11 protein-coding genes are annotated in these 12,931 nt (G+C 74.8%); 6 read left to right on the top strand and 5 right to left on the bottom strand.

Annotation, left to right across the window (positions count from 1 at the left end; translation table 11 throughout):
* Nucleotides 1–94: 94 nt before the first annotated feature.
* Nucleotides 95–1,093: a hypothetical protein gene (locus tag AB0G13_RS21710; protein ID WP_357876875.1), complete on the bottom strand. Its 999-nt coding sequence runs from the start codon at nt 1,091–1,093 to the stop codon at nt 95–97.
* A 416-nt stretch (nt 1,094–1,509) separates the two neighbouring features.
* Between AB0G13_RS21710 and AB0G13_RS21705 the strand changes: the two genes are divergently transcribed.
* The gene (locus AB0G13_RS21705) at nt 1,510–3,126 is read left to right on the top strand and encodes a pentapeptide repeat-containing protein (protein WP_357876873.1); all 1,617 of its coding nucleotides are present in this window, start codon (nt 1,510–1,512) and stop codon (nt 3,124–3,126) included.
* Between the two features lie 144 nt (nt 3,127–3,270).
* On the opposite strand, the gene AB0G13_RS21700 is transcribed toward AB0G13_RS21705, so the two are convergent.
* A complete protein-coding gene (locus tag AB0G13_RS21700; protein ID WP_357876870.1) occupies nt 3,271–4,749 on the bottom strand; it encodes a glutamate--cysteine ligase in 1,479 nt (492 codons plus the stop codon).
* Between the two features lie 183 nt (nt 4,750–4,932).
* On the opposite strand from AB0G13_RS21700, the gene AB0G13_RS21695 reads away from it, so the two are divergent.
* A complete protein-coding gene (locus AB0G13_RS21695) occupies nt 4,933–5,271 on the top strand; it encodes a DUF3817 domain-containing protein (RefSeq protein ID WP_357876867.1) in 339 nt (112 codons plus the stop codon).
* 73 nt (nt 5,272–5,344) lie between these two features.
* Here AB0G13_RS21695 and AB0G13_RS21690 read toward each other — a convergent pair whose 3' ends face one another.
* The gene (locus AB0G13_RS21690) at nt 5,345–6,205 is read right to left on the bottom strand and encodes an alpha/beta hydrolase (protein ID WP_357876864.1); all 861 of its coding nucleotides are present in this window, start codon (nt 6,203–6,205) and stop codon (nt 5,345–5,347) included.
* Nucleotides 6,206–6,311: 106 nt separating this feature from the next.
* Nucleotides 6,312–6,860 (bottom strand): hypothetical protein, encoded by a 549-nt coding sequence (locus AB0G13_RS21685; RefSeq protein ID WP_357876887.1) that lies wholly within the window; start codon nt 6,858–6,860, stop codon nt 6,312–6,314.
* Nucleotides 6,861–7,002: 142 nt separating this feature from the next.
* On the opposite strand from AB0G13_RS21685, the gene AB0G13_RS21680 reads away from it, so the two are divergent.
* From AB0G13_RS21680 to AB0G13_RS21670, 3 genes are read left to right on the top strand one after another with little or no spacing between them, the layout of a single operon-like run.
* A complete protein-coding gene (locus tag AB0G13_RS21680; protein WP_357876861.1) occupies nt 7,003–8,127 on the top strand; it encodes a Vms1/Ankzf1 family peptidyl-tRNA hydrolase in 1,125 nt (374 codons plus the stop codon).
* Nucleotides 8,120–9,880, top strand: coding sequence for a thiamine pyrophosphate-binding protein (locus AB0G13_RS21675; RefSeq protein WP_357876858.1), 1,761 nt, complete (start codon nt 8,120–8,122; stop codon nt 9,878–9,880). The genes AB0G13_RS21680 and AB0G13_RS21675 overlap by 8 nt, the downstream gene beginning before the upstream one ends.
* Nucleotides 9,881–9,932: 52 nt before the next feature.
* On the top strand, nt 9,933–11,021 hold the full coding sequence (locus AB0G13_RS21670) for an iron-containing redox enzyme family protein (protein WP_357876855.1): 1,089 nt from the start codon (nt 9,933–9,935) through the stop codon (nt 11,019–11,021).
* A gap of 29 nt (nt 11,022–11,050) precedes the next feature.
* On the opposite strand, the gene AB0G13_RS21665 is transcribed toward AB0G13_RS21670, so the two are convergent.
* A complete protein-coding gene (locus AB0G13_RS21665; protein WP_357876852.1) occupies nt 11,051–11,281 on the bottom strand; it encodes a CDGSH iron-sulfur domain-containing protein in 231 nt (76 codons plus the stop codon).
* A 211-nt stretch (nt 11,282–11,492) separates the two neighbouring features.
* Between AB0G13_RS21665 and AB0G13_RS21660 the strand changes: the two genes are divergently transcribed.
* Nucleotides 11,493–12,905 (top strand): hypothetical protein, encoded by a 1,413-nt coding sequence (locus AB0G13_RS21660; protein ID WP_357876884.1) that lies wholly within the window; start codon nt 11,493–11,495, stop codon nt 12,903–12,905.
* Nucleotides 12,906–12,931: the final 26 nt, after the last annotated feature.

Genomic DNA, 12,931 nt, shown 5'->3' with positions numbered 1-12,931 from the left:
ACGACTCGTACACCGGTTTACAGACACAGCGACACAGAAGTGATCTTCGCTGACACAGTCAGCGAAGGTCACGTCCAGGTATCACAACACTCTCTCAGGCCCAGGGGGCCGTCGGGTACCAGGGGATGATCTCGCGGCGGGCGAGCAGCCGCACGTCCCAGTAGAGGAACGTGAAGGCGCCGGCGACGATGAACGCGACCGCGGTCAGGGCCGCCAGGCGGCTCGGCCGGGCGCTGAACCAGCGTTGCAGGCGGGAACCGGCGAGCCAGGCCAGCAGCAGGAACAGCACCGCCATGATGACGATGTTGCCGAGGGACTGGAGCGTGAACGCGGCCGCGCCGTAGAGCGGGTTGCCGCTCTCGGCGGCGTCGCGGAACATCTGCCGGAACAGCGCGAAGGGCCGGCCGATCAGGAAGCAGGCGATCAGCGCGCCCATGAAGACCATCGGCGCGTTGGGGAACCGCCGGGCGAGCCGGGCGAACGGGTCCGGCACGACGCCGAGCGAGGCCAGACCGAGATAGACCATGATGAGCCCGATCGCGCCGAAGACCACCATGGACTGGATGCTCCGCGGTGACAGTCCGCCGGGGGCGTTGGGCGCGGTGGAGAACTGCGGCATCGAGGTGCCGACGAGGCCGACGACCGCGCCGTAGGCGGCCGACACCGCGATCATGCCCACGGACATCCAGCCCAGCGGCTTCAGGGGGGCGACGAACCGGCTGAACCTGCCGCCCGTGGTGCCGGTCAGCGGGGCCAGGGCGCCGAACGCGGCGATGTTGCAGGCGGTGAACGTGCCCGCGATGCCGGAGACGAAGGCGAAGAGGATGCCGGCCGCGAGGCCCTGGATGGGCGTCTCCTTGGCGTCGTGGCCGAGCAGCGTGTTGGCGACGTTGTCGCCGATGGTCCGGTCCACGAACTCCGCCGACCAGATGACGGTCAGCAGGAACCCGCCGAGGACGCTGAGCAGGATGATCAGTCCTCGCCGCCGGGGGAAGTGCCCGTTGACGAACGCGGACGTCCCGATTCGCACGGCGTCGGGGCCGAGCCGGACGGGCGCGTCGGGTCGCGGGGAAGACCTCTGGGTCTGCGTCACATGCGCTCCTCGAGGGTGGGGGCGGAACCGGCGGGGAGGGAGGGCGCCACGTCGACGCTGGCGCCGACGCCCGCGACCGGCGTCGGTGGCCACCGGTCGTGGACGCGCCCGCGCGGCCCCTTTGACGGGCTACGACTCACGCGGGTCGATGTCCGCGTTTCATCATGGGCTGGCCGTCGTCGCCTCGTTTCTTCCATCGTGCGCGATCTGCCGACCAGTTCTGCCTCGTCAGGTCGCCGTCGACTTCGAAACAGGCCGGTCGGCCGCCTTCGGCGGAAACACGAGGCGATGTCGCCGGAGATCGTCCTGGCGACGTGGCGGTGTCACCGCCCACCGCTATCCTGCGCCGGCACGTCGGGGGACGGCCCTGGCGGGGAGTTCCGGCGGCGTTCTGTTGCGTCGGGTCTGGAGGGCACGTGGCAGTCGAGGAACTGGGCGCCGAGGCGTGCCGGACCGCCGCCCGGCAGGTCGTCGAGGCGACGGGCCCGGAGCGGGAGGGCGCCCTGCGCCGGCTCGCCGAGCTCGGCGCGGCCCATCCCGCGCTGCGCCCGGGCGCGGTCGGCGCGGTCTGCGCCTATTTGCGTACGCCGCCCGCCGCGGACGGCACGGACGCCGACACGCGACGGAAGGCGGTGCGGGTGCTCGCCGGGCTGCTGCTGCGCCCGGCTCCCGGGGCCGCCGACGCCGCCGGGGCAGCTGACCACGCCGGAGCGGCCGACGCCGCCGGGCCGTCGTCGGGGCCGGACGTCGCCGTGGACCTGTCCGGGGCGACCCTCGTGGATGTCGATCTCGGTGGCTGCGCGCTGGCTGGGGCCCGTTTCGCCGACACCCGGTTTCTCGGGGCGACCTCCTTCGCCGCCGCCCGGTTCACCGGCGACGCGGTGTTCGCCCGTGCGGTCTTTCACGGCGAGGCCCGGTTCGACGGCGCCCGGTTCGCCGCCGACGCCGTGTTCGGGCGGGCCCGGTTCCGGGGCCCGGCCAGCTTCGACCGGGTCGGCTTCGCGGGGACGGCGTGGTTCGGGCGGGGCGAGGAGGAGCTGTGGGAGGACGACCCGGCCTGGGACGACGTCGAGGACGCCGACCCGGCCCCCTGGGACGAGCCGAACGAGGACGACCCGGGCTGGCCGGTCGCTGTCCTGATGGGTGACTACCAGGGCTGGGAGGAGGGCGGGGACGGGGCCCGCTTCGTCGAGGCCGCGTCGTTTCGGGGGGCCCGCTTCGACGGCCCCGCCTGGTTCTGCAAGGCGCGGTTCGGCGCGGAGGCGACGTTCCGGGACGCCGAGTTCGGCGCGCTGGTGCACCTCGACCAGCCCGCCGTGGACCTCGCCGGCGCCCGGTGGGCCGGCGACGCCGAGGGCGAGCCGGTGTGCTGGCCCCTCGGCTGGGCGCCGGAGCCCGGGCCGGACGGCACGAGCGTGTTCGTGACGGACGCCTCCGTCGTGCCCTACACCCGTCAGCTCGCCGACAGCGATCCCGACGTCCGCCGCGCGGGGCTGCGGGCGCTCGGCGCGCTCGGCGACGCGAGGCCGGAACTGCGCCAGCGCGTCGCCGACACCCTGTGCGCGTATCTGCGGGTGCCACTGCCGTTCGACGTGACCGGCGAGCTGACCCCGGCCCAGGCCGAGGAGGTCCGGGTGCGGCGCGACGCGCAGCGGCTGCTCGCCGAACGGCTGCGCCCGGCGGGCGCCGTCCCCGGCGGGGCAGGGCCACCGTACTGGCCGGAGACGAACCTGTGGCTGTGCGGCGCGACGCTGGTCGACCTCGACCTCAGCAGCTGCCAGGTCGGCCACGCGGACTTCACCGGCGCGCAGTTCCACGGTGTCACCCGGTTCGACGCCAGCGGGTTCGCCAACGCCGCCTTCCGGCTCGGCGGTGCGGAGGGGCGGGCCTCGTTCCACGGCGACGTCACCTTCACCGGGGCGCGGCTCGACCGCTGGCGCGACGTCCGGGACGTCCTCGGCGGCGTCGTGTTCCATGCCGGAGTCGTGCTCGGAAGCCGCCGCGCCGAGCTTGTTGCCAAGAGATTGCAATAAGCTCGGCGGCGGGCGACGGCCCGCTCGAAAGGAGCACTCATGCCCGACGCGCGGACCGCCGTGGACGGCTCGCCGCACACCGTGTCCGAGCTGATGACCAGGGAGGGCCCGGGCCCGTCCTGACGGTCGGCTCGCGGGCGCTCGTCAGGGGATGGGCCACTCGTGGACCGGCCGGTTGCTGTGCATCAGCGTCACGTAGTGCCGCACCACCTCGCGCAGCGCCTCCGGCCGGTCGAGGTGGTCGGCGGACTCCAGCCGGTGCAGGGTCTCCACCTGCCAGCTCGCCCCGTTGCGCGCGGTCAGGCACCGTTGCTCGATGATGCCGAGCAGCCGGTCCCGCTCGACCGGGTCCAGGCCCCACCGGTCGAGCCCGTGGTGGGCCAGCGGCAGCAGCCGGCGCAGCACCAGCTCGGTGACCGGGAGATAGCCCAGGCCGGGCCAGAAGACCTGGGCGTCGATGCCGTGCCGGGCGCAGGCGGTGAAGTTCTCCTCGGCCGCGCTGAACGACATCTGCGACCACAGCGGCCGGTCGGCCTCGGCGAGCGCCCGGACGAGGCCGAAGTAGAAGGCGCCGTTGGCCACCGTGTCGAGCACCGTCGGCCCGGCCGGCAGCACCCGGTTCTCCACCCGCAGGTGCGGGCGGCCCTTCAGCACGTCGTAGACCGGGCGGTTCCAGCGGTAGACGGTGCCGTTGTGCAGCCGCAGCTCGGCGAGCTTCGGCACGTCCCCCCGGGCGAGGGCCTCGGCCGGATCCTCCGCGTCGCAGACCGGCAGCAGCGCCGGGAAGTAGCGGACGTTCTCCTCGAACAGGTCGAACACCGTGGTGATCCAGCGCTCGCCGAACCACACCCTCGGGCGTACGCCCTGGGCCTTGATCTCCTCCGGCCGGGTGTCGGTGGCCTGCTGGAACAGCGGGATGCGGGTCTCGCGCCACAGCTCCCGGCCGAAGAGCAGCGGCGAGTTCGCGCCCAGGGCCACCTGGATGCCGGCGACCACCTGCGCCGCGTTCCAGTAGTCGGCGAACTGGGCCGGGCTGACCTGGAGGTGGAACTGGGTGCTCGTGCAGGCCGCCTCCGGGGTGATGGTGTCGGCGGTGACCGCGAGCCGTTCCACGCCGTTGATCGCGATCCGCAGGTCCTCGCCGCGGGCGGCGAAGATCTGCTCGTTGAGCAGCGCGTAGCGCGGGTTGGCCGACAGCGTCTCGGCGGTCAGGTGCTCCGGCCGCAGCGTCGGCAGGATGCCGATCATCACCATGTGCGCGCCGACGCCCCGCGCCCTGCTCTCGGCGGCGTTGAGGCTGGCCCGCACGTTCTCCTCGAACTCGCGGGTGCCGGTGCCGGCCAGCCGGCGCGGCGCCACGTTGATCTCGACATTGAACTGGCCCAGCTCCGTCTGGAAGCTCGGGTCGGCGATGGCGGCCAGCACGTCGGCGTTGCGCATGGCCGGCATCGAGCCGTCGTCCACCAGGTTCAGCTCGATCTCCAGCCCGGTCATCGGCCGCTCGACGTCGAAGCGGGACTCCCGGAGCATCTCGGCGAAGACGTCCAGGCACCGCCGCACCTTCTCGCGATAGCGGGCCCGGTCCTCGCGACTGAAGGTCCGTACGCCGACGTCCTCGCCCATGGTCACCGCCCTGTCACCGTTGGTTCCCCTAACCTCGCACGCCCGGGGCGGGCCGGGGAAGACCCGAAGCCCTTTGTACGTACCCACCCGGGGCCCGCGTGATCCCTGTCGCCTCCGCCGGTCGTGCGGCCGGCGCGGCGCACGGGGTGGTTAGCATGTGCGGCAACCGGTGGGGGAGTGACGATGCGCGAGAAGATCACCAGGCTGTTCGTGGCGGCGGCGATCGCCGAGGCCTGCTCCTGGCTGGCCCTGCTGATCGGCATGGCCGTCAAGTACGGCCCCCCGGGCAACGAGATCGGCGTGAAGATCTTCGGTCCGGTTCACGGCGCGCTCTTCGTCGCGTACGGCCTGCTGGTCCTCGCGGTGGCCCGGCTGCACCGGTGGCGGCTCTGGCCCACCCTCGTGGCACTGGCCTGCGCCGTGCCGCCGTTCGCCACCCTGGTCTTCGAACGCTGGGCCGCCCGGCGGGGAATGCTGCGCACGGCCGGCGAGCCGGACCGGCCGCTGACCCCCGTCGGCTGACCCGCCACCCACCCGTCGAGGGCTTCGCGGTGGGGCCGGGCGGGGACGGGGCGGCCGGTGCGACGCCGAGCGGTCAGCCGGCGAGGAAGCCGGCCAGCTCGGCGGCGAGCTGCTCCGGGGCCTCCTCGGCCATGTGGTGGCCCGAGTCGATCGGGGCCACCCGCACGTCGGCGGCCCAGTCCCGCCAGATCGCCGCCGGGTCGCCGTAGAGGTCGACCATGTCGTCCCGCTCCGACCAGCAGAACAACACCGGGCAGGCGATCCGCCGCCCGGCGGCCCGGTCGGCGTCGTCGGCCGCCCGGTCCGGGCCGAGCCCGGCCCGGTAGTCCTCGCACATCGCGTGCACCGTCGCCGGGTCGTGGATGGCCCGGCGGTAGTCGGCGTACGCCTCCTCGCCCATCGCGGCCGGCGATCCCCCGTACCAGGCGTCCGGGTCGGCGTTGATCACCCGCTCCGCCGGCTTGTCCGACTGGCCGAGGAAGAACCAGTGCCACCACCGGGCCGCGAACCGGGCGTCGGCGCGCGCCAGGGCCTCGCCGATCGGCACCCCGTCGAGCACGCCCAGCCGGCTGACCCGGTCCGGGTGGTCCAGCGCCGTGCGCATCGCCACGTAGCAGCCCCGGTCGTGCCCCACCACCGCGGCCCGGTCGTGCCCGAGCGCGTCGAGCAGGCCGATCACGTCGCGGGCCATCGCCCGCTTGGCGTACGCGGTGTGCCCGGGATCGCTCGGCGGCTTCGACGAGCCGCCGTAGCCGCGCAGGTCCGGGCAGATGACCGTGTGCCCGCGGGCGAGCAGCGGCGCGACCCGGTGCCAGGTCGCGTGGGTGCGCGGATGCCCGTGAAGCAGCACCACGGGTGGGCCCGAACCGCCGTGGCGTACCCGCAGCCGGACCTCGCCGACGTCGATCTGCTCCAGCGTGAAGCCCTCGAACATGGTCCCCACGGTGCCCGTCGGCGCGCCGCCGGAAACCGCGCGTGCCCTGCGTGCCCCGCTGCTCGCCTTTGGCGCGTGCGCGGCGAGGGAGATGGTCACCCGGCCGTCAGGTCAGCGCGGACCAGGCCACCAGGGCGGCGACCAGCAGCGCGCCCAGCGTCGCCTGGAGCAGCAGCGGCGGCCCGAGGTGCGACCACAGGGTGGCGGTGCGCGGGGTGAGCAGCTGGCCCGTCGTCAGGTTCACGATCCGCTCGATCTTCGGCGGCAGGTCCGGGTCGCCCTGGCGGCGCAGCGTGAGCTGCACGTGGTCGGCGGGGTGCAGGGCGCTCTGCGGCAGGTGCCCGTGCAGCTCGACCTCGCAGAGCTGCCCGGCGGCGTTGCGCAGCCGCACCGGGGTGACCAGGTATTCCGGGCCCTTCTTCAGCTCCTTGAACCGGCGACGGGCGGCGCCGGAGCCGGCGGAGAACAGGGAGCGGGCCAGCGCCATCAGCAGCCCGACCACCCCGGCCGCCGCGAGGACCGCGACCAGCACCGGCTGGCCGATGCGCACCTCGCGCGGGTAGCCGTCCATCAGCCGGATGATCCGCCCCGTGACGATCCGGTCGGTCGGGTGGACGATCCGACGGATGTGCAGGTCGCTGTCCATTTCCACCACCCAGAGTCCGGTTCCGTTCACTCATGGTATCGGCCATCCGGGTTGAGCGACATGAATGAAATCCGGTCACGCGCTCGCGGCGGCCAGGTGACAACCGCAGCCGCGCGGGTAAGCGGGGGGCCGAGCTGGAAAGGGGTCGAGCATGCAGCTGTCCTTCCTGCGCCCGCTCTACGACCGGCCGGGACCGTGGGTCTCGGTGTACCTGGACGCGTCCGCCAACACCGAGGACGCCCACCCGGCGCTCGATCTGCGCTGGCGGGCCCTGCGCCAACAACTTCAGCAGCAGCGCGCCGACGTCGAGACCATCGAGGCCGTCGAACGGGTCGTCCGGGGGCACGACCCGATGCCCGGGGCCTACGGCCTGGCGGTCTTCGGCGCCCGGGGCCGGGTGGTGCTGTCGGAGTACCTCTCCGCCCCGCCGCTGCGGGACCTCGCCGCGTACACCTCGCTGCCGCACGTGATGCCGATGCTGGCCCAGCGCGGCGAGCAGGTGGCCTGGGTGCGGGTGCTCGCCGACCGGACCGGCGCCGACGCCATGGCGATCAGCGCCGGCGGCGTGCCGCGCCGCGCCCACGTGACCGGCCGGGAGCACTTCCAGCTGCGTCGGGTGCAGCCCGGCGGCTGGTCGCAGTCGCACCACCAGAGGGCCGCGATGGAGGCCTGGCACCACAACGCGGGCGACGTCACCGCGGCCACGGTGGAGCTGGCCGAGAAGGTCGGCGCGGAGGTGGTGGTGGTCGCCGGCGACGTGCGCGCCACCGGCGTGATCGCCGCCCAGATGCCGGAACGCTGGCAGGACCTGATGGTCCGCACCGACGCCGGATCCCGGGGCGGCGGCGCCGACCAGAGCCTGCTCGACGACCTCACCGTGCAGACCATCGCCGAGGTGGCCGACCAGCGGATCACCGCCGTGCTGGACCGGTTCGGCATGCAGGAGGACGTCGGCGCCGGGCTGGACGCCGTGGTGTCCGCCCTGCAACGCAACCAGGTCGAGACGATGCTCATCGTCGACGACCCGTCCGCCACCGGGGAACTCTGGATCGGGCCGGAACCGACCGAGATCGCCACCGACCCGGGGCAGCTCGCCGCCATGTCCGTACGCGACCCGGAGAAGGTCCGCGCCGACGCCGCCCTCGTGCGCGCGCTGGTCGGCACCGACGCCGAGCTGACCGTGCTGGGCCCGGACGAGGCGCCGGAGCTGACCGACGGCGTCGGGGCGGTGCTGCGCTACGTCGACGCCGGCACGCCGGGGCGTGGCGATGGCTGAGCGTACGGTGGCCGACCTGGTGGTCGAGCGACTGCGCGCCTGGCGGGTGCCGCGGGTCTTCGGCTACCCCGGGGAGGCCATCGCCCCGGTGGTCGAGGCGTTGGACGCCTCGGGCGGGGATCCGGCGTTCGTGCCGGCCCGGCACGAGGAGACCGCCTCCTACATGGCCACCGGGCACGCCAAGTTCACCGGCGGGATCGGGGTCTGCCTCGCCACCCAGGGGCCCAGCGCCGTCCAGCTGCTCAACGGCCTCTACGACGCCAAGCTGGACAGCAAGCCGGTGGTGGCGATCGTCGGCGAGGACGTCTCGGGCCCGCTCGGCGGGGCCCACCAGGAGATCGGGCTGAGCCGGCTGTTCGCCGACGTGTGCAACCAGTTCGTCCGGTACGGCCGCATCCCCGACGGGGTGCCAGCCCTGCTCGACCAGGCGTTCCGCACCGCCGCCGCCACCCGCAGCCCGGTCTGCGTGGTGCTGCCGCGGCAGTTGCAGGAGGCCGCCGTGCCCGACCTGCAGGCGCACGCGGTCGGGGTGCTCTCGGCCACCCCGGGGGAGCCGCTGGCCCGGGTCCTGCCGCACGACGTCGACCTGGCCGCGGCCGCCCAGCTGCTCGCCAACGGCCAGCGGACCGCGATCCTGGTCGGGCAGGGCGGCCGGGGCGCGGCCGGCGAGATCGTCGCCCTCGCCGACCGGCTCGGCGCCGGGGTGGCGGCCTCGCTGCTGGGCAAGCCGGTGCTCGACGAACGGCTGCCCTTCCACGTCGGCGTCCTCGGCGAGGTCGGCACCCCGGCCGCCGCCGAGCTGATGGGCGGCTGCGACACGCTGCTGCTGGTCGGCACGAACGACCCGTGGACGGACTACTTCCCCATGCCGGGTCAGGCCCGCACGGTGCAGATCGACATCGACGGCCGCCGGATCGGCAACCACTACTCGGTGGACGTTCCGCTGGTGGGCGACGCCCAGGAGACGCTGCGGGCGTTGCTGACCCGGGTGCCCGACCGGCCGTCCACCCGGTGGCGGGAGACCGTCGAGGGCTCCGTCGACCGGTGGCGGGCCGAACGGGCGGACCGGGCCGCCGCCCCCGCCGAGCCGGTGAACCCGCAGCTCGTGCTGCACGAACTCTCCACCCGGATCCCGCGCCGCGGCGCGGTGGCCGTGGACGTCGGTTCGGTCATCTACTGGTACGCCCGGCACCTGGAACTGCCTCCGGGCGTCAGCGCGCAGCTCTGCGGCACGCTCGGCTCGGTGGGCTGCGCCCTGCCGTACGCCGTGGCGGCCAAGCTCGCCGCCCCGGACCAGCCGGTGATCGCCCTGCTCGGCGACGGCGCGATGCAGCTCAACGGGCTGGCCGAGCTGATCACCGTGGCGCACCACTGGCGGGAGTGGCGCGACCCCCGCCTGGTGGTGCTGGTGCTCAACAACCGCGACCAGTCGGGCATGGGCGGCGGTCGTGCGCCGACCGACCCGAGGCACCGCCGGCCCGACGTGCCGTATGCCGGCTGGGCGCGGCTGCTCGGCCTGCACGGGGTGCGCGTCGACCGGCCGGAGCTGGTGGGGGCGGCCTGGGACGAGGCGCTGGCGGCCGACCGGCCCTGCGTGCTGGAGGCGGTGGTCGACCCGGCGGTGCGGCTGGCGCCGCCCGAGCCCGCGTTCGCGGACCTGCGCGAGGTGTTCGCCGAGGGCGACGCCGCCCGGCGGGTGCGCGACCGGATGCTCGCCGCCGGGGTGGCCGTGGAGGTCGACGACCTCGTTTAACGGCCCACCGCGCGGGCACTGAGGACGGGCAGTACGACTGCTGGAGGTCACCTTGTCAGAGTCCCCGGACCGCCGGTACGGTCCCGCGCCCCTGCCGCAGCCCCGTGGACCGGTCTCGGCGGCGCTGCTGGACGCGCTGCGGCGCACGCCGCACGACCTTCCGGCGGGGCTCGGCGCCGGGCTCGACCCGGCCGCTCCGCTCACCGACGAGGACCTCCAGCTCACCCTCTTCTGCTGCTACGAGCTGCACTACCGGGGCTGGCAGGGCGTCGACGAGGACTGGGAGTGGCAGCCGTCCGTGCTCGCCCTGCGCGCGTACGCCGAACGCCACTTCGAGGCGGCGGTGCGCGTGCTGGTGGGGCCGCTGCCGGCGGCGCTGCCCAGCGGGGTGCCGGCGGCCCTGGCCGACGTGGTCGCCGCCGACGACGGGCCGTCGCTCGCCGGGTACCTTCAGCGCCGGGCGTCGCTGGCGCAGTTCCGGGAGTTCGTCACCCACCGCTCGATCTACCACCTGCGGGAGGCCGACCCGCACAGCTGGGCCCTGCCGCGCCTCGGCGGCCCGGCGAAGGCCGCCCTGGTCGAGATTCAGATGGACGAGTACGGCAACGGGCGGCTGGACCGGATGCACGCCGAGCTGTTCCGGGTCACCCTGGGCCGGCTGGGGCTGGACACCGGCTACGCCGCCCACCTGGACGCCGTGCCGGCGGTCACCCTCGCCACCAACAATCTCATGTCGCTGTTCGGGTTGCACCGGCGGCTGCGGGGGGCGCTGCTGGGGCACCTCGCCGCGTACGAGATGACCTCCTCGCTGCCGAACCGCCGGTACGGCAACGGGCTGCGCCGCCTCGGCCTGGACGGAGGGGCCACCCGCTTCTACGACGAGCACGTCGAGGCCGACGCGGTGCACGAGCAGATCGCCGCGCACGACCTGTGCGGGGGACTGGTCCGCATCGAGCCGGGGCTCGCCCTGGACGTGCTGTTCGGCGCCGCCGCCGCGCTGGCGGTGGACCGGCTCTTCGCCGCGCACCTGCTGGATGCCTGGACCGCCGGGCGCACCTCCCTGCGCGCCGCCGACGCGCCGCTCCGCATCGACCTGCGGAAGCGCCCGCGCCCCGGCACCATCCCCGCTGCCGTGGCCTGACCCGACTCGCGCCACCCGACCCAGCGGGCTCAGGGGGCGGCTCGGGTGGTGCCGGCGCGGAAGCCGACGGCCTTGTGCGTGCCGTCGCAGAACGGCTTGAGCGCCGACTTCCCGCAGCGGCACAGCGCCACCGTGCCCCGCCTCGCGTCGATGCTCTCCCCGTCGGGGGTGACCAGGGCGAAGTCGCCCCGGACCAGCAGCGGCCCGTCCTGGTAGGGGGTGATGGTGGCCGCCGCGGAGGTGTCGTCGTCGGTGCGCATGGGCGCTCATGTGCCCCTTCCCCCGGCACTGAAACCCCTGCTCACCGGCGTGCCGTCGCGACGGCGACGGGTGTCGGCGCCCGGTTCGGCGGCCCGCCCGGGATCTTCTAAATGGTCCCGCCCGGTGGGGGATGCCCCGTTTGAACCCCATCGGGACGGGAAGCCGGGCCGCGTGGTGAGCGAACGAGGCAAGGTGGAGCCGGTGCACAAGGTGCGCAAGGGGCTCACGGCCGACGGGGCCGGGCTGGCGGGCGACCGGGTCGTGGCCGCGGGCAGTGCCGCGCGGGTCCTGGTGGCCGCCACCGCGCGGGCGCTGCGCGGGGCCGACTGCGCCGACCTGGGCCATCCGGGGCACCCGGGACCGCTGTCGCGGTTCGCCGGCGCGCCCGAGCCGGTGCGCCGGGCGGCGGTGATCCGGGCGGCCGGCCGGGTGGCGCTCACGCCGGGACAGACGGCCGAGGTCGACGCGGGCCGGGTCGCCCGCTGGTTCGCCGACCAGTACCCGCGCCGCCGCTACCCGGGCGCCCTGATCGGCTCCCCGCACGGCGCGGCCGCGCACCTGGCGATGGCGCTCGGCGTGCCCTGGCTGCCCGCCGGGTTCGAGATGACCGTGCACTGGGCGCAGGGCGCCGTCGACCGGCCGCAGGCCGCCCTGGACCACGGTGCCGCCCTCACCGCCCGCCTCCTCGGCGGCAACGCCGACCTGCACGTCCGCCAGGTGCACTGCCCCGCGAGCCGGGGCGCGCTGGCCGGCGCCACGGTCGCCCTGGCGGCCCGGTGGCGGTCCGTGCCGGCCGCGTACGCGCGGTTCCTGGCCGACCGGCTGGAGCCCGGCGCCCCGGTGCTGCTGCTGCGCGACGCCCGCACCTGGCCGGTGTTCGACTCCGCCCCGGGGCACAGCTTCCAGGTCGGCTGCCCCGGCAGCGGCCTGGACCCGGTCGACTTCCACCCGGACAGCCACGCCCTGCGCCAGGTGCTCCGCTCGGCCGGCGGAGACGGCGCGCAGTGGGCGCCGCCGGAGGTCACCGCGCCACCCGAGCCGGCGGAACACGGTGTGGACTCCGGTTTCGAGACCGGCGTCCGGGAGTGGACCGGCCGGCACAGCCATCCCCTGCACCGGGTCCTCGTGCCGCGGCCGGAGGCGCTCAGCGCCGCGACCGCCGACCTGTACCGACGCTGGCTGCGGGCGGCCGGCAAGACCGGTGACCGCCTGGTGGTGGAGTGCGGCCGGCTGCTCGACCCGTGGCAGGTGGTGCGGGCCGGGATGGTGCCGTACTGGTGCGAGAACGCCACCCGGCGCAGCGTGGAGGCGGTGGAGTGGTGGCTCGCCGGGAGCGAGCCGTTCAGCTCCGTGGACGTGCTGCCCGAGCCGCCCGGCCTGCGGTCGCCGGCGCTGGCCGGGCTACCCCAGTGGCTGGCCGTCGCCGGCTTCGGTCGCCTCCGGCGGGCGCTGGACCGCACCTCGGCGCGCGGCTACCCGGTCACCTCGGTGCCCACCCGCCGGGCGACGGAGGTGCTGCGGGCGCAGCCGTACGACCTGCCGACGCCGCCGCCGATGACCGTCCTCGACGCCCTCGCGGCGCTGCGCGACGGCGGCGCCCACCAGGGGTTGCTGGTCTGTTGAGCCGGCCCTTTCGAAACATCCTCGCG

Source organism: Micromonospora sp. NPDC023633, assembly GCF_040640035.1.
Taxonomy (GTDB): domain Bacteria; phylum Actinomycetota; class Actinomycetes; order Mycobacteriales; family Micromonosporaceae; genus Micromonospora.
The sequence above is the reverse complement of the archived record's forward strand: the minus strand, read 5'-3'. Positions and strand labels throughout refer to the sequence as shown.